The 21,030-nt window shown below is 44.5% G+C and carries 22 protein-coding genes; 13 read left to right on the top strand and 9 right to left on the bottom strand.

Translation table 11 applies throughout. From position 1 onward, the window contains the following. Window positions 1-175: 175 nt before the first annotated feature. Entirely contained in the window at window positions 176-1,045 is an 870-nt protein-coding gene (gene hag, locus KHQ79_RS06500) for a flagellin Hag (RefSeq protein ID WP_003235420.1), read from the top strand. 198 nt (window positions 1,046-1,243) lie between these two features. On the opposite strand, the gene KHQ79_RS06505 is transcribed toward hag, so the two are convergent. Further along, window positions 1,244-1,474, bottom strand: a complete 231-nt coding sequence (locus KHQ79_RS06505; protein ID WP_225514482.1) for a hypothetical protein — start codon at window positions 1,472-1,474, stop codon at window positions 1,244-1,246. Window positions 1,475-1,691: 217 nt separating this feature from the next. Between KHQ79_RS06505 and yvlA the strand changes: the two genes are divergently transcribed. The 4 genes from yvlA to KHQ79_RS06525 are packed head-to-tail and all read left to right on the top strand — an operon-like array spanning window position 1,692 to window position 3,703. Beyond that, a complete protein-coding gene (yvlA, locus tag KHQ79_RS06510) occupies window positions 1,692-2,018 on the top strand; it encodes a protein YvlA (protein WP_003235418.1) in 327 nt (108 codons plus the stop codon). 24 nt (window positions 2,019-2,042) lie between these two features. Beyond that, window positions 2,043-3,140: a DUF4097 family beta strand repeat-containing protein gene (locus KHQ79_RS06515; protein WP_003235417.1), complete on the top strand. Its 1,098-nt coding sequence runs from the start codon at window positions 2,043-2,045 to the stop codon at window positions 3,138-3,140. Between the two features lie 4 nt (window positions 3,141-3,144). After that, complete coding sequence (locus tag KHQ79_RS06520; protein ID WP_003235416.1) at window positions 3,145-3,342, top strand: PspC domain-containing protein; 198 nt, start codon at window positions 3,145-3,147, stop codon at window positions 3,340-3,342. Window position 3,343: 1 nt separating this feature from the next. Next, window positions 3,344-3,703 (top strand): phage holin family protein, encoded by a 360-nt coding sequence (locus tag KHQ79_RS06525; protein WP_003228066.1) that lies wholly within the window; start codon window positions 3,344-3,346, stop codon window positions 3,701-3,703. Window positions 3,704-3,732: 29 nt separating this feature from the next. On the opposite strand, the gene KHQ79_RS06530 is transcribed toward KHQ79_RS06525, so the two are convergent. Together KHQ79_RS06530 and pchR are read right to left on the bottom strand one after the other, a co-directional pair. Beyond that, the gene (locus KHQ79_RS06530; protein WP_225514484.1) at window positions 3,733-4,944 is read right to left on the bottom strand and encodes an MFS transporter; all 1,212 of its coding nucleotides are present in this window, start codon (window positions 4,942-4,944) and stop codon (window positions 3,733-3,735) included. Between the two features lie 21 nt (window positions 4,945-4,965). After that, complete coding sequence (gene pchR / locus KHQ79_RS06535) at window positions 4,966-5,475, bottom strand: pulcherriminic acid biosynthesis transcriptional regulator PchR (RefSeq protein ID WP_003235414.1); 510 nt, start codon at window positions 5,473-5,475, stop codon at window positions 4,966-4,968. A gap of 430 nt (window positions 5,476-5,905) precedes the next feature. On the opposite strand from pchR, the gene pchC reads away from it, so the two are divergent. Next, a complete protein-coding gene (gene pchC, locus KHQ79_RS06540; protein WP_225514486.1) occupies window positions 5,906-6,652 on the top strand; it encodes a cyclo(L-leucyl-L-leucyl) synthase in 747 nt (248 codons plus the stop codon). A 14-nt stretch (window positions 6,653-6,666) separates the two neighbouring features. Then, window positions 6,667-7,887: a pulcherriminic acid synthase gene (gene cypX, locus KHQ79_RS06545; RefSeq protein WP_225514487.1), complete on the top strand. Its 1,221-nt coding sequence runs from the start codon at window positions 6,667-6,669 to the stop codon at window positions 7,885-7,887. Between the two features lie 35 nt (window positions 7,888-7,922). Here the strand turns inward: cypX and KHQ79_RS06550 are convergent, their stop codons facing one another. Continuing rightward, window positions 7,923-8,396, bottom strand: a complete 474-nt coding sequence (locus KHQ79_RS06550) for a MarR family transcriptional regulator (protein ID WP_225514489.1) — start codon at window positions 8,394-8,396, stop codon at window positions 7,923-7,925. A gap of 164 nt (window positions 8,397-8,560) precedes the next feature. Between KHQ79_RS06550 and KHQ79_RS06555 the strand changes: the two genes are divergently transcribed. Next, window positions 8,561-12,430, top strand: coding sequence for a lamin tail domain-containing metallophosphoesterase family protein (locus KHQ79_RS06555; protein ID WP_225514491.1), 3,870 nt, complete (start codon window positions 8,561-8,563; stop codon window positions 12,428-12,430). 18 nt (window positions 12,431-12,448) lie between these two features. Here the strand turns inward: KHQ79_RS06555 and nagR are convergent, their stop codons facing one another. From nagR to nagA, 3 genes are read right to left on the bottom strand one after another with little or no spacing between them, the layout of a single operon-like run. Then, entirely contained in the window at window positions 12,449-13,180 is a 732-nt protein-coding gene (gene nagR / locus KHQ79_RS06560; RefSeq protein ID WP_225514493.1) for an N-acetylglucosamine utilization transcriptional regulator NagR, read from the bottom strand. Window positions 13,181-13,197: 17 nt separating this feature from the next. After that, window positions 13,198-13,926 carry a glucosamine-6-phosphate deaminase gene (nagB, locus tag KHQ79_RS06565; RefSeq protein WP_225514494.1) on the bottom strand — a complete coding sequence of 243 codons (729 nt, stop codon included), beginning with the start codon at window positions 13,924-13,926 and terminating at the stop codon, window positions 13,198-13,200. After that, on the bottom strand, window positions 13,923-15,113 hold the full coding sequence (gene nagA / locus KHQ79_RS06570) for an N-acetylglucosamine-6-phosphate deacetylase (protein WP_119914343.1): 1,191 nt from the start codon (window positions 15,111-15,113) through the stop codon (window positions 13,923-13,925). The genes nagB and nagA overlap by 4 nt, the downstream gene beginning before the upstream one ends. Before the next feature lie 181 nt (window positions 15,114-15,294). On the opposite strand from nagA, the gene hprK reads away from it, so the two are divergent. The 5 genes from hprK to hprF are packed head-to-tail and all read left to right on the top strand — an operon-like array spanning window position 15,295 to window position 19,181. Further along, the gene (gene hprK, locus KHQ79_RS06575; RefSeq protein ID WP_003235406.1) at window positions 15,295-16,227 is read left to right on the top strand and encodes an HPr(Ser) kinase/phosphatase; all 933 of its coding nucleotides are present in this window, start codon (window positions 15,295-15,297) and stop codon (window positions 16,225-16,227) included. Window positions 16,228-16,240: 13 nt separating this feature from the next. Continuing rightward, window positions 16,241-17,050: a prolipoprotein diacylglyceryl transferase gene (gene lgt, locus KHQ79_RS06580; RefSeq protein WP_003235405.1), complete on the top strand. Its 810-nt coding sequence runs from the start codon at window positions 16,241-16,243 to the stop codon at window positions 17,048-17,050. A gap of 23 nt (window positions 17,051-17,073) precedes the next feature. Then, a complete protein-coding gene (locus KHQ79_RS06585) occupies window positions 17,074-18,012 on the top strand; it encodes a nucleoside recognition domain-containing protein (protein ID WP_119914342.1) in 939 nt (312 codons plus the stop codon). Continuing rightward, on the top strand, window positions 18,009-18,659 hold the full coding sequence (gene ppaX, locus KHQ79_RS06590) for a pyrophosphatase PpaX (RefSeq protein WP_003235403.1): 651 nt from the start codon (window positions 18,009-18,011) through the stop codon (window positions 18,657-18,659). Before KHQ79_RS06585 ends, ppaX begins: the two co-directional genes overlap by 4 nt. Before the next feature lie 3 nt (window positions 18,660-18,662). Then, window positions 18,663-19,181, top strand: a complete 519-nt coding sequence (hprF, locus tag KHQ79_RS06595) for a heptaprenylglyceryl phosphate O-acetyltransferase (protein ID WP_225514496.1) — start codon at window positions 18,663-18,665, stop codon at window positions 19,179-19,181. Window positions 19,182-19,202: 21 nt separating this feature from the next. On the opposite strand, the gene pelC is transcribed toward hprF, so the two are convergent. Together pelC and KHQ79_RS06605 are read right to left on the bottom strand one after the other, a co-directional pair. After that, window positions 19,203-19,868 (bottom strand): pectate/pectin lyase PelC, encoded by a 666-nt coding sequence (gene pelC, locus KHQ79_RS06600; RefSeq protein ID WP_225514498.1) that lies wholly within the window; start codon window positions 19,866-19,868, stop codon window positions 19,203-19,205. A gap of 254 nt (window positions 19,869-20,122) precedes the next feature. Then, entirely contained in the window at window positions 20,123-20,866 is a 744-nt protein-coding gene (locus KHQ79_RS06605; protein WP_225514500.1) for a C39 family peptidase, read from the bottom strand. Window positions 20,867-21,030: the final 164 nt, after the last annotated feature.

Below are 21,030 nucleotides of genomic sequence, written 5' to 3' on the forward strand. Positions count from 1 at the left end.
TGAGGGGCGGATGATGTTTTCCATATTGAGCAAAAAAGCCCTATTATGGGATTTGAAGGTATCCTTATAACAGGGTCTACATAAGTTAGAAGCTTTAAGGAATCTCATACGCCAGAAATCAAAGAAAAGGAAGTCTTTGATTTCAAAAACATATACACATGGAGGTATTTTACACATGAGAATTAACCACAATATCGCAGCGCTTAACACACTAAACCGTTTGTCTTCAAACAACAACGCGAGCTCAAAAAACATGGAGAAACTTTCTTCAGGTCTTCGTATTAACCGTGCAGGAGATGACGCAGCGGGTCTTGCGATCTCTGAAAAAATGAGAGGACAAATCAGAGGTCTTGAAATGGCTTCTAAAAACTCTCAAGACGGAATCTCTCTTATCCAAACAGCTGAGGGTGCATTAACTGAAACTCATGCGATCCTTCAACGTATGCGTGAACTTACTGTTCAAGCAGGAAACACAGGTACGCAAGATGCTACTGACCTTCAAGCGATCCAAGACGAAATGGACTCTTTAATTGAAGAGATCGGTGGGCAAGATGGAAGTAAAGGTATTGCGGACCGTACGCAATTTAACGGTAAAAACCTGTTAGACGGTTCTTTTTCAGAAGCAAGCGGTAAAAAGCTTACATTCCAAATTGGAGCGAATGGCGGACAGCAGTTAAGTGTAAACATTGAGAGCATGAAAGCTGCTGACATAGGTTCAGACACTATTAAAATCAAAGATATTAAAGTAACAGATTTCACAACTAATTCATTTGACGATCAACTTGGAGCTATCGACGCAGCAACGAATCAAGTATCTGCTCAACGTGCTAAACTTGGTGCGGTACAAAACCGTCTAGAGCACACAATCAACAACCTTGGTGCTTCTTCTGAAAACTTAACAGCTGCTGAGTCTCGTATCCGTGACGTTGACATGGCTAAAGAGATGAGCGAGTTCACAAAGAACAATATTCTTTCTCAAGCTTCTCAAGCGATGCTTGCTCAAGCGAACCAACAGCCTCAAAACGTACTTCAATTGTTACGTTAATTTCTGAACGGCTATCTCTTTCTGATAGTCACAGCTTGCCGACAGGAGTCCATTAACTGGATGTGCCGGCAGGCTTTTTTTGTTACAATCATTTTGTGACAGCCAAAATCACTTGTTTCCTCAAAACAAAAAAGGCAAGATCTTGTCATCTAACCTTTAGCTTTGTTTCAGTTATAATGAATGTAACTTTTTCCGCAATTACAAAGTCTTCTTATACAGCTGCTTGCTTACACTCATTAAATCTTGAACAATATGCGTATTGCTGCTCTCGAGCAGCACTTTTATATATTGAATATCGTGAGAGATCGGAAAAGGTCCGTGAATCTGTTCTAGCTCGGCGATCATTTCACGATTCATTCTTTTTTGTTCATGAATCAGCTTTAACACCGATTCTTGTGTTACTGTATAGTCACTGGGATCTTTCTCCATTGCTTGTCCAGCCTCCTTGATTGCCGTAAGCTTTTTACATATTGTAATCGGTACAGCGGAAAGATTCTACTTCTAAAACTTTTTAAAATCCAATTTCCGTAAATCGGAGCATGTCTAAAGAATGAATTTGAAACCTTCAACAGGTTTTAAACGTATGAATAAGTAAAATGTCCCTGATCTTTTGTCATGGGCAATTACAATAGGAGTGTGGAATGAATTGAACCGTAATCAAGCTATTATTGCATCACTTTGTTATTTTAGTGTGTTCATTGCGCCAATCATTGTGCCGATCGTCGCTTATTTTGTTGTAAATGAGAAAGAAACTAAACGCCATGCGATACGTTCTCTTATTTCTCACATTGTTCCTTTTGTCGGCTGGCTGGTCCTTTTTATTGCTTTTCTTGGCGGAGCCGTAGCGATTGATGGAGACAGCCTGCTGCCTGTATTTGTGATCATAGCGGGAGCGGTTATTTATTTCTTAGTTGTTATCGGCATTATCATTTGGAATGTGATTCAGGGTATTAAGGTACTGCGTGCAGCATAAGTAGACAATGGGGAGGAGATCGCAATGAAGCAAGAAAAGGAACGAATCCTTAAGCTCGTGGAGGAAGGAAAGCTTACAGCACAAGAGGCTTTGACACTGATTGAAAAGCTTGACAGCGACTACAAGGAAAAGGAAGAAAAAATCACAGCGCTCTCAGTTCATGTACATGACGAGGAAGAGCCGTTTTCAGCAGCAAAAAAAGAAAGCAGTAAGCCGTCTTTAGGAGCCAAGCTGTTTGACTGGATTGATTCTGCTGTAAAAAAGGTCAAGGAAGTTGACCTTGATTTGAACTTTGGCCATGCGTATGATGTTCAGCACATCTTTCAATTTAAAGATACTGACTTTTCAAGTGTCGAACTTCAGATCGCCAACGGCAGTGTGAATATCGTCCCATGGGAAGACGAGGATATCAGAGCGGAATGCCAGGCGAAGGTATATCGCGCTGACAGCCAGGATGCGGCGAGACATGCATTTCTTCAGCATATTGAATGTGAAATCAAAGGAAATAAGTTTTTTATCCGTACTGAGAAGAAAACGATGAAAACGAATGTGACTTTGTATATTCCTCAGAAGGAGTATGATAAGATTCGGGTGAAGCTGTTTAATGGCCCGGTCAGAGGGGAACATTTACATGTAAAAGAGTTCTCGGCGAAAACGACAAACGGCGTGCTGTCGTTCTCGCATTTAACAGCTGAAAAAGCCATAGCTGAAACAGCTAACGGGCAAATTAAGCTTGCCGGCCACAGCTGCGGCACGATAGAAGCGGAAACCATTAACGGATTGATTGATCTCCGCGGGAGAAGCGAATCCATTGACGTTCAAAGCTTTAACGGAAATATTGCAATTAACGTAACAGAATCGGACTGCCGCTCCATTTATACCAAAACGACGACTGGAAATGTAGAGCTTGCGATTCCGGACGATCTTGCAGTGAAGGCGGAACTCAAAAGCAATCTGGGTTCGCTGTCCCATGAATTAATGGATGTTGAGATGCTGAAAGAAAAAAATGATACCATTCAAAAAGAAATGATGTTCACTTCAAATCAGGCACATGATCAAAACATCACCGTCTTCTCAGAATCATTAACAGGCGCCATCAAACTAAAGTACTCACAGAGGTGATCGAATGAATAGGCTTTATCGTTCAGAAAAAAACAAGAAAATGGCCGGCGTCATCGGCGGTCTTGCGGAATATTTCAACTGGGACGCATCGCTCCTCAGAGTCATAACTGTCATTTTAGCTGTTATGACAAGTGTTATCCCTGTTTTGCTTATTTATATCATTTGGATTTTTATCGTCCCGTCAGAAAGGGATATGAAATGACATGGTAAAATGGGCAGTCAGCATTTTGGTAAATGCATTGTTATTAATCGTTATCGATGGATACATTGACTCCATCCATATCAGCAGCATCGGGGCAGCGATTATCGCCAGCCTCATTTTATCAATCTTAAACGTGCTGATTAAACCGCTTTTGATTATCTTTACACTGCCAGTCACGATGGTGACGCTTGGTCTCTTCTTGTTTGTGATTAACGCCATCACGCTGATGATGACCGCGTCCATTATGGGTGACAGTTTTCAAATTGACGGCTTTGGCACAGCGATATGGGCATCCGTCATCCTGTCGGTGTTCCATTTGCTGATTCAAAAAGGCATTTTAGAGCCGCTGCGAAAGAAATAAAAAAGCTGCCATACAGAAGGCAGCTTTTTTTACATGTGGTGTTTTTTTTGTTTAACGCGCTTCTGCGGCGGATACATTTGAGGCAGAAGGCAAAAGCCCAATGCGGCAAATACAAGGCCTAAGAAGCCAAAGGACATGGCAGACGGCATCATGGTGAGCAGATAGGCAGATATCATCGGACCTGCCGCCATGCCTGTGTATCTGATAAAGTTGAAAATTCCGATTGCACTCCCTCTGTTGTGTTCAAATTCATTGGTGATCATTGTGGAGTACAAGGGAGGAATGACCCCCATCGAGATGCCAAACAGTGCCAGTGTAAGAGCCATGAGAACGAGAGAAACGGAATGTGTAACGGCGAACAACATGATACTGCAGGCCGCGACCGCATTGCTGCCGATAAACAATGTGTTCAGCGAGATTTTTGCCTGTATTCTTTTAAACAAAAACGTACCTGCGATCGTGCTTAGCGCCAGTGGCAAATATAACAATCCTGCTATGCTCACTTCAATATGATAATGCTCCGTCAGTAATATCGGGAGGTAGACGATCACCGCAAAATAAATGAAAAAGAGGACAAAACTTAAGGCCAAAATGACGTTTCCTGTTCGATTTGTAAATATTGATTTGTAATGAGTGAACACATTGCCTTTGGTTTGCTGCTTAGATCCTGCGGGAGAGTCCTTAGGAAAAATCATGCTGTTTGCAACCAGCATAACGACAGAGATGGCCGTGAGCATCCAGAAGATCCCTTCGTATCCGGCTGCTCCGCCTATGAATCCGCCGAGGACAGGGGCGACAGCCGGCGCGGCGGAAAGGAGCATTTGATACGTTCCCATCGCACTCCCGCGTTCACTGCCTGTAAAAAGCTGTCCGATCGTTGTGGCAGCAATGAGAGGCAGTGCTGCGGACCCGGCAGCCTGTATCATTCTGAATATCAGAAACAAAGTAAAGTCAGTGGTCACCGCACAGCCGATGCTGGCTGCTGTCGTTGCCAGAATTCCGGCAATCAAGACAAACCGCGCGCCTTTAAAATCGATAATGGTCCCTAATATAATTTGCATAATCGCTGTCACAATCATAAAGACGGAGACTGACAGATTCACCATTGCTGCAGAAACATGGAACGATTCTTTAATGATCGGGATTATAGGTGAATAAATGTTTTGGCTTAAAGATGCAAAAAATGCGCTGAAGCAAACAATGTATAAGATCAATACCGCTTTTGATTTCATTTGAGCCATAAAGAATACACCGCCTTTTGTTTACTTTACAGGTTTGTCCGGAGTCCCATCGGTTTGTTCTGCTTCAAGTGTAGACGTCAGCTGCTCTAAAAATTTCAATACAGCATTTTGCTCATCTTGTGAAAACGAATCGAGGAATTGGTAAAAGGCCAGCTCCTTTTTTTTATGCAGTTTCTCATGCAAGTCGAAAATCCGTTTGCCTTTACGGGTTAATTTGAAATACACTTCTTTTTTGTTATCTGTCAGCTGATAGCTGTTAATGAATTCTTCCGTGATCAATTTTGTGCTGATTTTCGTTACATTCGCTTTTGATAAGTTCATTTTTTTTGCGATCCCCGCATTGTTAATGGGCTCATGCTTGCCGATGCAGTCAATGACATGAATGCTTGTCATGTTTTTAGGGATATCGATCACATCCTCTTCTGCGGCCTCCTTAAAAAATTGCTGAAGTGAAGTGTTCGCTTTTTGTTCATTAAGGTGCAGCAGTCTCACATATATGTCGTATATCATTTGCTTTGTCAGATCAGACATAGGCTACCTTCTTTCTGAGGAATAATAGTTTACGATGAAACAATAAGTAAAATTGTTTACTGGTGAACGATTTAATTTTATCTTTTCTTACTTTCGTTGTCAATTGCTGATGTTTAAACTTTATCCGGTGTTATGTCATGCTGAACAGGAGTGTAAAAAGTGTGTGAAAAATGTGACATTTACATTTATTTCAAAAAAATAGGCACTATTCATATTGACGGGTGGAACGATAAGGGATAAAATGACTAATGTTTACTAGTAAACATTGATCATGATATGAATAATGAAAAAGAAGTTTTAAATCTTAAAATAATTCACTTAGAAACTTTAAGTGCTGCCTGCCATTCGTCTTGTTCAGTTGTGCCAGTTATTCCATCTCATTTTTGAGGGTGATGACTTAAAGCGGGATAAGTTTTTAGAGGTGAATGAGATGACCGAAATGGTGACGGAAAGAAAGCCTGTAGATTTTACTGCTGAGTCACTGACACAAAACTGCAGAGAAATATTTGAACGGCGCCGGCATGTTTTGGTGGGGATCAGCCCATTTAACAGCAGGTTTTCTGAGGATTATATTTACAGATTGATTGGATGGGCAACTGCTGAATTTAAAAGCGTTTCCGTTTTGCTTGCGGGGCATGAGGCGGCTAATCTTCTTGAAGCGCTCGGAACTCCCAGAGGCAAAGCTGAACGAAAAGTAAGAAAAGAGGTATCACGAAACAGAAGATTTGCAGAAAGGGCTCTTGCGGCTCATGGCGGGGATCTGAAAGCGATTCATACATTTTCTGATTTTACAGAAAATAAAGCCTATCAGCTGATGAGACAAGAAGTTGAACATGCGTTTTTTGAGCAGCCTCATTTTCGGCATGCTTGTTTGGACATGTCTCGTGAAGCGATGATCGGGCGTGCACGCGGCATCAGTTTGATGATGGAAGAAGTCAGTGAGGATATGCTGAATTTAGCTGTGGAATATGTCATTGCTGAGCTGCCGTTTTTTATCGGAGCTCCGGATATTCTTGAGGTGGAAGAGACGCTCCTTGCTTATCATCGTCCGTGGAAGCTTGGTGAGAAGATCAGTAACCATGAATTTTCTATTCGTATGCGGCCTAATCAAGGGTATCTCATTGTGCAGGAAACGGCGCAGATGCTTTCTGAAACACGGATCACATCTGAAGGATGATAGGGGGAGTAAACATGAATCAATCAATTAAGTTGTTTAGTGTGCTTTCTGATCAATTTCAAGAAAATCCATATGCTTATTTTTCACAGCTGCGGGAGGAAGATCCTGTTCATTATGAAGAGTCGATAGACAGTTATTTTATCAGCCGCTATCATGATGTCCGCTATATCCTTCAGCATCCGGATATTTTTACGACAAAATCACTTGTTGAGCGTGCTGAACCGGTCATGCGCGGCCCTGTGCTGGCCCAAATGCATGGGAAAGAACACTCCGCAAAAAGAAGAATTGTAGTGAGAAGCTTTGTCGGGGACGCATTGGATCATCTGTCTCCATTCATTAAGCAAAATGCAGAAAACTTATTAGATCCTTATCTAGAAAAAGGGAGAATCGATCTCGTCAATGATTTTGGAAAGACGTTTGCGGTGTGTGTCACGATGGACATGCTCGGACTGGATAAAAGAGATCATGAAAAAATCGCTGAGTGGCACAGCGGAGTTGCCGATTTTATTACGAGTATCTTTCAGACTCCTGAAGCGCGGGCGCATTCTTTATGGTGCAGCGAACAACTTTCCGATTACTTGATGCCGGTCATCGAGGAACGCCGCGTCAATCCGGGATCAGATTTAATTTCCATCCTGTGTACGTCTGAATATGAAGGCATGGCGATGTCGGACAAGGATATATTAGCACTGATTCTCAATGTGCTGTTAGCCGCAACGGAACCGGCAGATAAGACGCTGGCGCTGATGGTATATCATTTGCTCAACAATCCCGAGCAGATGAATGATGTTTTGGCTGAGCGTTCGTTGGTGCCGAGAGCCATTGCGGAGACGTTGCGTTATAAACCGCCGGTTCAGCTGATTCCGCGGCAGCTGTCCCAAGATACGGTGGTCGGCGGTATAGAAATCAAAAAGGATACGATTGTTTTTTGTATGATCGGAGCAGCTAACCGGGACCCGGAAGCGTTTGAACATCCTGACGTGTTTAATATTCATCGGGAAGATCTCGGCATCAAGAGCGCTTTTAGCGGCGCAGCCCGGCATCTCGCTTTCGGATCTGGCATCCATAACTGTGTAGGAGCAGCTTTTGCCAAAACCGAAATCGAGATTGTAGCCAATATTGTGCTGGATAAGATGCGGAATATCAGGTTAGAGGAAGGTTTTTGTTATGCTGAGTCCGGTCTGTATACACGCGGACCCGTCTCACTTCATATTGCGTTTGACAGGGCTCAATAAGATTGAAAGGTCTCTCCCATCGGGTGAGGCTTTTTTTACATATGTTTGACCCACAAGTTGAAAAAGGCAGTCACCGTTTTTAAATCATCAATTGAAAATTCATTGAAGAGCTGTTTGTATTGCTCCTTTGCTTTTTCATGAAGCTGTTCATGTAATGCGGCCAGTTCTCTGCCGCTTTCAGTTAACGTATAAAAAATTTCTTTTTTGTTGCCGGGTTTTTTGGTCACTGTGATGATATTGTGTTTCAACAAAGCTTGAACTGCTTTTGAAACAGCTGCTTTTGAGATGTGTAAGCGGGATGCTAAGAAGCTGTTGTTCACATTTTGGCTGGTATGTATACAGGAAACAATGTGAAGCTGGGTCAATGTCCAGTCTTTTTTGAGGTGTTCGAGATGTGCTGAGGACATGCTGTGGGATGGTATTTGTACCTTTTGCCAGACGCGTTTATCCCTTTTTAATGCGAATTGTTGTATAGCTTGAAATAATTCATCATGAATACTGTTGTCCATCAATCTGCCTCTCTGATTTAATTGTTAACTGGTTAACTATCCTCAGTTTACTGGGTAATAGTGGAATTTTCAAGAGGCAGACGCTTTTTTGTTCTTTTTGCACAAAAATAAACTCATAAGCTTCCCTATTCAGACGCAAAATACGTGAAAAGGGAGGTGTTTTGATGAGGAAATACACAGTTATCGCTTCTTTGTTCTTGTCTTTTCTTTCAGTTTTGTCTGGCGGCCATCATGAATCGAAAGCTTTCCCTGTTATAAAGCAGGAACCATTCCAAACGCCTCATTACATACCCTTGCTTGAAAATCCTCCTCAAATCGATGTGAAAGCTGAAATGAAAAGCAATCTGATGATTGAGGCTCAAGTGCGTGACAATGAGTATCAAGCATTTTCTGCCTTTCTTTTTTATAAACAAAGTAATGAGCTGGGCTACAAAATGGTGCCGATGGACCCGACACCCGGAGCGATTCACAAGTTTTTGGCGCAAATTCCGAAACGATTGATTTGGAACAGTGAGCTTGAGTATTACATTGTGATTACCAATGGGAAGCAGCGGGTCGAGTCGGAGACGAAGAAACTGAAGCTTGAAGGATATCAGGCTGATCTCGCCCATATTCCGGAGCTTCTGATCACAGAGCTAGCGGTTGATACGAAGAACACGGGACGTGCAGACGGTTATGAATTTATTGAGATTTATAATACGACTGACAGAACGATTGATTTTAAAGACTATCATATCCGTTACCGCTATCCGAAAGAAGGGCCTGACTCCGATCTGATTTGGAGACCGGATGAAAGGATCACCATTCCATCCGGCGAAACTTTTGTGGTTTGGCTGAAGCCTGCCGGGCATCCAGAATTGACGGCGGAGGATTTCAATCGATATTACCAGACACAATTAACGGAAGGGAAAAATCTCGCGGTATTAGAAGAGACAGAGGGGATGGCCAATACCAGGCCGCGGTCAGTTGTGATATCAACGAATACAGGAAAAGATATTTCGGTCGCGCATTATCGGAAACATGCGCTGCGCCGGCTGTCATCTGTGCTTTACAAGTATCCGCTGGACGGAACCGCAGAACTTCTCAATATCTCAATCGGAGAAAAAAATCCGTCCCCGGGAACGGTATTACAGGCGCAAGTTCCTGAGCAGAAACGAAAAATTAAGCTTGATAAAGAAAAGCCGGTCATTGAGGATTTGACTGACCGCAAGCCTGTTCGCCCCGCAGAAAGCATTGAGCTGCGGGCTGATATACGGGACCGCAGTCTTGTGAAAACAGCGGCCTTCTACTATCGGACAGATGAAAACAAACCGTTTAAGCGCATTCTCGCTGAAAAAGACCGCAACGACAATCTCTACCATTATATTGTGTATTCGCCTGAACTGATCGGGAAGGATCAGCTTGAGTATTACGTGGCAGCAGGGGACGGAATCAATGAGGCGAGAACGCCGGTCAAAATGATTGATATTAAACAAACAAGCAAATCGCACGGTTTGCGGATGAACATTGAAAACAGAGACACGCTATCGGGGACTCAGTTTCTCAAAGCGACAACAGACGGGCGCACTAACAGCATTAAGCTGTGGATAGACGGAAAAAAACAAGTGACAGAGCCCGCTATGGAAAAAGAAGTGTATTTTGCGTTCGATACGAGAAAAACGAATCTTTACTTTAAAAACGCGGTAACGATGGAAGGCAAAGTGTTAAAGGTATTTGATGATACAACAAATAAATACCGCACCTATTCTGTTCCCTTACCAGAGTTGCTGCTCCGTAAAGGGAAGCAGCTGCAGCGTATTACGATACGATCAGGTTCAAAGGTGTCTCCATTTGATACGGCTGAAAACCGTGATGATTTCTTAGTCAAAAACGCTCGATTAGTGTTATCGGATGGGACGGTGATCAGGGATCAGAGGGTTTCTCCTGAGAAGGAACTCTTTATTGGAGATAATCAGCGCTCGAATAAAAGCTGGCAATTTCAATTCAATCTTCCTGACGGACTGTTTACGTCACAGTTGCTGAAGTGGGATACATCAAAGCTTTCTGAAGGCGCTCACCATATTCAAGCAAGCGACGGCAAGGAAAATGTAAGCTTGGTTGTGCGTGTAGATAATTCGGGGCCGCATATCGAGCCGAATATCACCGAGGGACAAACGTACAAAGGAAATCTCATCCTGCAGGCGGATATGTATGATAAATGGAGCAAAATTGAGGAAGCGGAGGCGTCTTTAGATGGTGAGAGCATTACACTTCCCTACCATACGTCATCTTCTGAACTTTTGCCGGGAAAACATTCTCTAAAAATAACCGCAACGGACCTCGCGGGCAATAAAACAATCATTGAGCGGACGTTTAAAACAGAACGTGAGCATCCGGATCAGCCGGAGGTCATAGACAGCGAAGCCGATACGCATAGGGCTAAGCTTTCTGTGCGGGTGAAGGATCCGACGGATGACCCCATGGATGTCGCTTTTTATAGAGGATTTCAATATACAGCACGAAACAATGTGAAAATATTCAAGCACGCGTCACTGACTGAACCGCCGAAAAGCTTTGTGCCGGAAAGCGAGACCCCCTTTACGAATAAAGAATTGGAGCGGGTATCTGCTGCTGACGGAAAAACAGTATCGACAGAAAAGAAGGAGCTTTTCCCTTATCATCGCTTTGAAGTGACCGTTGATCCGTCAGTTGATGAGAATGACTTGGCGGAAGCGGTCTGGAAGGGAAGTTCTTTGCCGGGAAGAAAGGTGACGATGTATGCTTGGAATTATCGGACAAAAGAGTGGCAGCCGGTTGACAGCTTCGTTGCCAAGGATCACAAACCGTTTACGCTGAAGGCGTCAGTAATCGCCTCCGATTTTGTGCGGAAGTCGAAGATGAATGTGATTGTGCAGGATGAAATTCCTCCTGCGAAGGATATGTACACATTTGCCTGGATGTCCGATACACAGTATTACGCGGAAAGCTATCCGCATATTTTTGATAAACAGACCGCATGGATCAAAAATAATCAAAAGCAGCTCAATATCAAATATGTGTTTCACACGGGTGATATTGTAGATGATTCTGCCGATATCAGACAGTGGAAAAACGCTGATCGGTCAATGTCTGTTCTGGATAAAAGCGGGATTCCTTACGGCGTGCTGGCAGGTAACCACGATGTCGGGCATAAGGACGGCTCCTACAGGGCGTTTGGCAAATACTTTGGCAGTCATCGTTTTGATAAAAAATTGCATTATGGCGGTTCTTATAAAAATAACCGCGGACATTATGACTTAATTTCGAGCAACGGCAATGATTATATCATGCTGTACATGGGATGGGGCATTACGGATGAAGACATCGCGTGGATGAATCAAGTGCTAAAGAAGCATCCTGACCGGATGGCTGTTTTAGCTTTTCATGAGTATTTGCTGGTCAGCGGAAACAGAAGCCCGATCGGAGAGAAGATATTCAAAAAAGTCGTGAAGCCGAATCCGAATGTGGTGATGGTGTTAAGCGGGCATTATCATAGTGCGATGAGAAAAACTGATGAGCTGGATGATGATGGTGATGGAAAACCGGATCGCCTCGTGCATCAAATGCTGGCCGATTATCAGGGCGGGCCAGAAGGCGGACAAGGGTATTTGCGTTTGCTGCAGTTTGACCAGGCGAATGATATGGTGCATGTGTCGACGTACTCTCCGCATTTACAAGATAAAAACTACTATGATACGGATACCTACGGCAACAAGGATGAGTTTTCGCTTTCGCTTGATTTGAAGCCGAGGGTCAAAAAGGTGGAAACCGATTATTTTGAATGTAATGTATATACCAATGAAGAGCTCGGAAAACGGGAGCAAGTGAAGAGCGGGGATACCGCTGAATTCCGCTGGGATGATCTTGAACCGCACTCTGTTTATTATTGGTACACCATTGTGGAAGACAGCTTTAACGGCAAAACGAAATCACCGATCTGGAAGTTCAAGACGAAAAAAGAGACATATCGTCCGGCGCCAGACCAGTTAGATTTTCGCCATGTCTCCAATCCTTAAAAAGGGTTGGAGATTTTTTTATGAAAGCCGGTCCATATAGTGGACAAATGTATAACGGTCGCCTCTGTATACTGATTTTGCATGTTCAAAAGCAGTTCCGTTCTGTAAATACGTTGTTCGTTTGATTAACAGGACAGGCGCCCCTTTTTGAATGCCAAGAATGCTTGCTTCTTTCGATGTTGCAGCGCTTGGTTCAAGCTCCTGTTTTGCACGGGAAATCGGGATGCTGTTGTACTTTTCAATATGCTCGTAAATCGACGACTGAAAATGCGATTCGTTTAATTCACCCGCAAGCTCGAACGGAATATGCGAGGATTCAATTGCCATCGGAATATCATTTGCCAGCCGCACTCGAGTGATTTTATGGATAGGAGAGGGATGCCCGCAGCCTAATAAAGCTGCGAGCTCCTCAGTTGACTCAATAAGCTGGTAGTCAATGAGCCTGCTGCCCGGTGTCATCCCGCGGCTTTTCATATCCTCGGTAAAGCTTGTAAGCCCTTGGAGTGCTTGTTCCATTTTTGGCTTGCTGACAAAGGTGCCCCGTCCTTTCAGGCGATAAAGAAAGCCTTCATTGACTAAATTAGAAAGCGCCTGGCGAACCGTCATCCGGCTGATTCTGAATTGTTCGGCATATTCACGCTCGGAGGGAAGAGGCATATCTGGCTGCAGCTCTCCGCTCTTAATTTGGGCTTTTAATTGCTCCATAATCTGATAATAAATCGGAATAGGCGATTGTTTATCGATATTCATAAGTCAGCATGTTCCTTTCAAGGTCTTAATGCCGCGGCTTCACGATCAATCAAAATCGTAACATCGGGGTGCAGGTGCAAAGCCGATGCTGGGAAATCTTCGCTTACGTCTCCTTCTAACAGCTTTCTCGCAGCTTCCGCTTTGCTTTTGCCGGAAATAAGCAGCAGAATGCGCTTGCTTGAGAGAATCGTCTGGATTCCCATTGTGAGTGCTTTTTTCGGCACACTGTCTATTGAAGAAAAATATCTGGCATTCGCCTGGAGGGTTTGTTCATTTAATGTCACAACGTGTGTTCGCGACTTGAAAGGCGTTCCCGGTTCGTTGAAGCCGATATGTCCGTTTCGGCCGATGCCGAGAAGCTGAATGTCAGTGCCGCCAATGGATTCGACTAGTTGTTCGTACCGCCTGCATTCGGCTTCCAGGTCGTCTGCATTTCCATTGGGAATAAAATGCCGGCTTGGCTGGCTGTCGATATGCTGAAAAAAACGAGAATTCATATAGTAGTGATAGCTGTTCGGATCATCGCTTGAAAGTCCGGCGTATTCATCCAAATTAACCGTGGTGACGTTTTTAAATGAAAGATTCTCAGTTTGGTGCAGGCGGATCAGCTCGCGATACGTGCCTTCCGGTGTGCCGCCTGTTGCTAAACCGAGAACGGCGTCAGGTTTTTCCTTGATTGTGTCTGCCGCTATTCTGGCTGCTTTTTGGCTTAGCTCTTCATATGTTTGACATTCAACTACTTTCATATCTGGTCAGCCTCCTTGGATATAAATGCAATGTTTCCGCGGCAGATGGTGAGAATCACCTCGCAATCACTGCTGACAATCACAAGATCCGCATCTTTTCCCTCTGTCACACTCCCTTTTCGGTCAAAGATGCCCAGCTGTTTGGCCGCGTTTGCAGAAGTTATATTAGCTATATCCATCCAAGAGCAATTTGTAAACTCACGCATATGCCGTGCGCCTTCGTTCATTTTGAGGATCGACCCGGCAAGTGTTCCGTCGGAAAGAAGAGCTGTCTTTCCTCTTACCGTCACACTTTGGCCGCCGAACTCGTATACACCATCTTTCAGGCCTTTTGCCCTCATGGAATCGGTAATTAAAATGAGCTTGCTGCTGCCTTTTGCCAAAAAAGCAAGCTTTGCCGCTAAAGGATGGGAGTGGATGCCGTCGGCGATAAGCTCTGTCACAAACCCATCATGGGCTAGCGCCGTTCCGATCACTCCGGGCTCTCGGTGATGAAACGGGCTCATCGCGTTGTAAAGATGGGTCATATGGCTCGCGCCTGCTTTCGCGGCCTCCGACAGTAATGCGGAGTCGGCATCTGTGTGCCCCATCGACGCGATAATCGATTCGTCTTTCAAATAGCGGATCAGTTCAAAATGCTGATCCTCCTCCGGCGCAAGTGTGACGATTTTGATCAGTCCGCCCGCCTCCTGCTGCCACTTTTTGAAAAGCGCAACATCCGAAGGCCTGATCCATTCCTTTGGCTGCGCTCCGGCTCTTTTAGGTGAAACAAAGGGCCCCTCCAAATGAATGCCGAGCAGTTCAGCGCCTAATAAAGAGGATTCTTCAGCTGCTTTCCAATCTCTTGCATTCACCAAAGCTTGGGAAATGTGCCCATGTTCCTGGGTAATGGTTGTTGCTAAAAAGCTCGTCGTGCCTTCTTCTGGAAGTCTTGAGGACATGGTGTCGAGGGCGGAAAAGCTTGCATCCATCGTATCTGCGCCATAGCCGCCGTGAATATGAATGTCAATCATCCCGGGAAGCAAAACGGAATCTGCCGGTGCTTGAATCTCTTTTGAGTAAGACTCTTTAGGCCGTTCTGTTGAAACTGTGCTGATTTTTCCGCCATTGATTCCGACATAGCCATTTTTGATTACTTCATTTTCTGTCACGATCGCGATGCCTTTGATAAGAAGACTTTCTGCCATAGGTGATCCGCCTTTCTGGAATATGAATACATTTATTTTACCCCTTTTCAGACTAGTGATCTAGACCAGCTGAGGTGTTTTCCCGTCTTTTATAAAATCTGTTTTAGGTTCAAGCCCGAAAGTGATAAAATGAAAGTATTGTGAGCAAGCTCGGGGCAGCCCGGAACAGGAGGAACATATCGTGGCAAAGGTTCGCACAAAAGACGTAATGGAACAGTTCAATTTGGAATTAATCAGCGGAGAAGAAGGGGTTAACCGCCCGATTACAATGAGTGACTTATCAAGACCAGGCATTGAAATTGCCGGATATTTTACATATTATCCGAGAGAGCGCGTGCAGCTTCTCGGAAAAACAGAGCTTTCTTTCTTTGAACAGCTGCCGGAAGAGGATAAAAAGCAGCGAATGGATTCTCTGTGCACTGATGTAACACCAGCTATTATTCTTTCCAGAGATATGCCTATCCCGCAGGAGCTGATTGACGCTTCCGAGAAAAACGGCGTGCCTGTCCTCAGATCGCCGCTGAAAACGACAAGGCTGTCAAGCCGTTTAACCAATTTTCTTGAGAGCCGTCTGGCGCCTACTACAGCGATTCATGGCGTACTTGTCGATATTTACGGTGTCGGCGTGCTGATTACGGGAAAAAGCGGCGTCGGGAAAAGTGAAACCGCACTGGAGCTTGTGAAAAGGGGGCACCGCCTCGTTGCCGATGATTGCGTTGAAATTCGTCAGGAGGATCAGGATACCCTTGTCGGAAACGCGCCTGAATTAATTGAGCATCTCCTTGAAATCAGGGGGCTTGGCATTATCAACGTGATGACCCTGTTTGGTGCCGGCGCGGTCAGAAGCAATAAACGAATTACGATTGTCATGAATCTTGAACTCTGGGAGCAGGGCAAGCAATACGACCGTCTCGGACTTGAGGAAGAAACCATGAAAATCATTGATACAGAAATTACAAAACTGACGATTCCGGTCCGTCCGGGCCGAAATCTCGCAGTCATCATCGAGGTGGCAGCGATGAACTTCAGATTGAAGCGGATGGGTCTGAACGCCGCTGAGCAATTTACAAACAAGCTGGCGGACGTCATTGAAGACGGCGAACAAGACGAATAGGAGTTGGCGTTAAATGAATGAAGCGATAGAACCACTCAATCCGATAGCTTTTCAGCTGGGGCCGTTAGCCGTCCATTGGTACGGAATCATTATCGGTCTCGGCGCTTTGCTAGGGCTTTGGATTGCGATGAGGGAAAGTGAGAAACGGGGGCTGCAGAAAGACACGTTTATCGATCTTGTCCTGTTTGCCATTCCGATTGCGATTATTTGCGCACGAATTTATTACGTTGCATTTGAATGGGATTATTATGCGGCACATCCGGGAGAAATCATTAAGATTTGGAAGGGCGGCATTGCCATTCACGGCGGGTTAATCGGCGCCATTTTAACTGGTTATGTATTTTCAAGAGTGAAAAATCTTTCGTTTTGGAAGCTTGCGGATATTGCCGCGCCAAGCATTTTGCTCGGCCAGGCGATTGGACGCTGGGGAAACTTCATGAACCAGGAAGCGCACGGCGAGGCAGTCAGCAGAGCCTTTTTAGAAAGCCTGCACCTGCCTGAATTTATCATCAATCAAATGTACATCAACGGGCAATATTATCACCCTACTTTTTTATATGAATCACTTTGGAGCTTTGTCGGCGTCATCGCTTTGCTGCTCCTGCGCAGAGCGAATTTGCGGAGAGGCGAGCTGTTCTTGATCTATATCATTTGGTATTCAATCGGAAGATACTTTATTGAAGGAATGAGGACTGACAGCTTAATGCTGACTGATGCACTTCGCATCGCTCAGGTAATTTCAATCGTATTGATTGTTTTGGCTGTGGGAGCCATCATCTTCAGACGGGTCAAGGGGTACTCGAAGGAGCGGTACGCGGAGTAGACGTCAACAAAGGGGGATGAGGGATGAAGAAAATCTTTCTGACTGGTCTTGCGGCAGGTCTTCAAACAACATGGACGCTCGGTAAAGTCATTTTCCCGGTAACACTATTGGTCACTTTGCTCCAGCATACGCCTGTCATGGATTGGCTGGTACGGCTGATCACACCGGTTATGGGCCTGTTCGGGCTTTCAGGTGAAGCGGCTATTCCGCTTGTGCTGGGAAATATGCTGAATCTGTACGCTGGAATTGCCGGGATTTTGACATTGGATTTATCTGTGAAGGAAGTTTTTATTTTAGCTGTTATGCTTTCATTCTGTCATAACTTGATTATCGAATCGACAGTTGCCGCAAAGGTTGGCATCAGAATTGGCGTTATTTTGGCGGTGCGCATCGGTTTGGCCGCTGTGTCAGCAATCGTCATTAATCTCATTTGGCATGGCGGACAGGAAACGGCGCAGTACGGTTTTATCGCTTCAAAGAGTGCAGCGCCAGACGGCTGGCTGGCAATGCTAGCCGAGGGTTTAACGAAAGCCGGACTTGGTGTTTTGCAGCTTGCGGCAATTGTGATCCCGCTGATGATCATCATTCAGTTTTTAAGAGATTTAGGCTGGCTGCATTGTTTTTCCAGGTGGCTGTCTCCGTTTACGCAGCTGCTTGGCATGAATAAAAATACGTCCATGACGATGGTGGCGGGATTGACGATCGGTCTGGCCTACGGAGCGGGTGTTATGATCAAAGCTGTCGAGGATGACGGCGTGAGCAGACGGGATATGACATTGGCGTTTATTTTTCTTGTTGCCTGCCACGCGGTCGTGGAAGATACACTTGTCTTTATTCCGCTCGGCATACCGGTCTGGCCTCTTCTTCTGATACGTGTCACCACAGCAGTGCTGCTGACAATGGTTATTGCGCATACATGGAAAAAATGGAAACCCTCAGCGGTTGGAAAGGAAGCAATATGAGTGACAAACAAGTAACGACAATTCTGTTTGATTTAGACGGAACGCTTATTAATACGAATGAATTAATTATCGCGTCCTTTTTGCATACCCTGGAGCATTATTACCCGAGCAAGTATAAACGAGAAGATGTCCTCGCCTTTATCGGGCCGTCTCTTTTTGACACATTCTCCTCGATGGATGCTGATAAATGCGATGATATGATCGCCATGTACAGAGCGTACAATCATGACATGCATGATTCACTCGTAACCGAATATGAAACAGTGTATGAAACCCTGGATGCATTAAAAAAAGCAGGCTTTAAATTAGGGATTGTAACAACGAAATTAAGAGATACTGTCAATATGGGCCTCAAGCTGACGGGGATCGGCGAATTTTTTGAAACGGTCGTCACCCTCGATGATGTGTCGATGGCAAAGCCTGATCCCGAGCCGGTTCTTTTAGCGCTGAAACAGCTTGGAAGCGAGCCTGGGGAAGCCATTATGGTCGGAGATAATTACCACGATGTGCTGGCAGGGAAAAACGCCGGAACAAAAACGGCAGGAGTCGCATGGACGATTAAAGGGCCGGAAATGCTGGCGAAGCATGAGCCTGATTATATGCTTGAGAAAATGAGTGATCTATTACAAATCGTTGGAGTGAAGTAATCTGTGAGAAAAACAGATCGCCATCCGGTCTCGGGGGCTAACTCACTATGGCATGTCTATCAAACGGTGCCTTTTGTAAAGGTTGTCAAAAATTTTATTGTCATTCAAATTGCGAGATATACACCGTTTATAGGGATGAAAAACTGGCTGTACCGTACATTTCTGCGGATGAAGGTTGGAAATCAGACATCCTTTGCCCTCATGGTGATGCCGGATATTATGTTTCCGGAAAAGATCTCAGTCGGAACAAATACAATTATCGGGTACAATACGACCATTTTGGCCCATGAGTATTTGATTCATGAATACCGGATCGGCAAAGTCCTGATTGGAGACGAAGTGATGATCGGTGCGAACACGACCATTCTGCCAGGTGTGGAAATAGGGGATGGCGCAATTGTGTCCGCCGGAACGCTTGTCCATAAAGACGTGCCTGCCGGGGCATTTGTCGGCGGAAATCCGATGAGGATCATCTATACGAAGGAAGAAATGCAAGCAAGATTGAAAAGTCCCGCTGAATAAACATCAGCGGGATTTTTTATTTTAAAATTGAGTATTATTGTTTTCGTAAATATGCTGAACGCCAATCCATTTTTGGCCGACATTGGAGTAGCGTGTATTTGTCATTCTGACCGTGCTTGTTTTGCTGTCTGTCCGGAATATCGCTTCTTTCATGTTCGTGATGGTGCACTTGTCGATGATCACATCAACGTGGAAGGTTGAACCGCCAAGCTGTCTAATGAACTTTCCGCCATTGTCCGCCGTGAAGTTTTTCACTGTGAAGGTGCTCGCTTTATTGATTTGGAAAATCTTATCTGACGCTTTTTGGGCAGAGCCGCCATCGATGGTCACTTTTCCTTCCTTCTTCACCGTTAACGCATCCTCACCAACATCTTCCCACTTCACATTCTGAATGTTAACGTTTCCATAAGTGTGCACGCCATCAGCAGCAGGTGTGCCGAGCACCACATTTTTCAGAGTTGCTCCATCCTCTACACGAAAAACAGGTTCCTGATTTTCGGACTGGCTTCCGTCACCTAATTCTTTCCCTGCTACAAACCGCTGTCCCTTCCCGTCATATGTTGTATTTTTTGGTACGATAATTGTTTCGTGAACCACTTTGTCAGCTGCAAAAGCAGTTGATGATTGAAACTGGCTGACACCCATAACCAAACTGAATATAAATAGGATAGACACGATTTTTTTCAATGATAAAATCCTCCCCGGATATCTTTAATTTTTGTAAGAGAAGCCTCAGCGTCTTGCACCGGCTTCTCTCACATCGATCGGGGCAAGGCTGAATCTGCTTTAATCATAAAAACAGACAGCCTGAAAGTAAAGACAATTTTGGATGATAAATGGAAAATGAATCGATATTACCGATTGAAACAAAAAGCATGAATATTGTCGTATTTGCTCAGGGTAGAGCATAGGCACTGTGAAAGCGAACAGTTTTCAGCAGTTTACCTTTGAATAACGATGGCTTGGCTGCCCATTTGTTCCCACGCTTTTTCAAAGCTGGTTCTGTCGGTTTTTCTGTTTTTGTAGCCATACGGATCATTGAGATACACGTATTTTTCATCATATCCTGTAACGGCGACACTGTGTTCGCTGTACGTGATATCTATTGTTCCGTTTGGCGTTTTCCATGTCTGCATGTTGTCAACCGGCGTAAAGTTGGCGGTCGTAATGACCCAAACAGGATTGCCTTTCTCAAGCTGTTCATAAACAGCGGAAATGCTATTTCCAGTCAGGTCAGACACTTTGTTGCCGGCATAGGTTTTCGCCAGCTTATAGATCGGTCCATGGTAGACACCGAGACCCGGGCCATTCGCCATATCCCCGACAAATCCGTCATTCGGATCACCTTTTAATCCGCTGCTGTATGTCAAAGGCACTGTGGCAATCTGGTCTGCCAGTGTGTTTTTTGTTACGTCGTATCCCGCGTAATTCAGCACCATCGCAAGGCTTGTTACTTCACAGCCGTTATAGAGCCGAGGCGCGTCCATCTGGTTATAAAGGATGACATCCAGCGGTTCGGCGCTTCCCTTCAGCTCCTTTTTGCTGTTGGCAGCCGATTCTTTTTCAGCCTCTTTTTTATCGCTATTGAAAAAAGGAATATCTATATCTTTTGCATTTATTTTAAGTCCGAAAAAAATGACGCCTGAAAGTATGATCAGTATACATAGAGTTCGCAGTGTTTTCATCTTTATCTCCTTGTTCTCTATTTGATTTGTATTATAGCATGCCAAACATAAAGAATTTGAGATATTACGTACCTTTAATTATTTATTCATGATTTTTTCATAATTAGGAGGAGGGCATCTGAATGAAAAATATCTTAACTGAAGTTAAGCATTGATTTTCATTC

Source organism: Bacillus sp. TSO22, assembly GCF_020223595.1.
Taxonomy (GTDB): Bacteria; Bacillota; Bacilli; order Bacillales; family Bacillaceae; genus Bacillus; species Bacillus inaquosorum.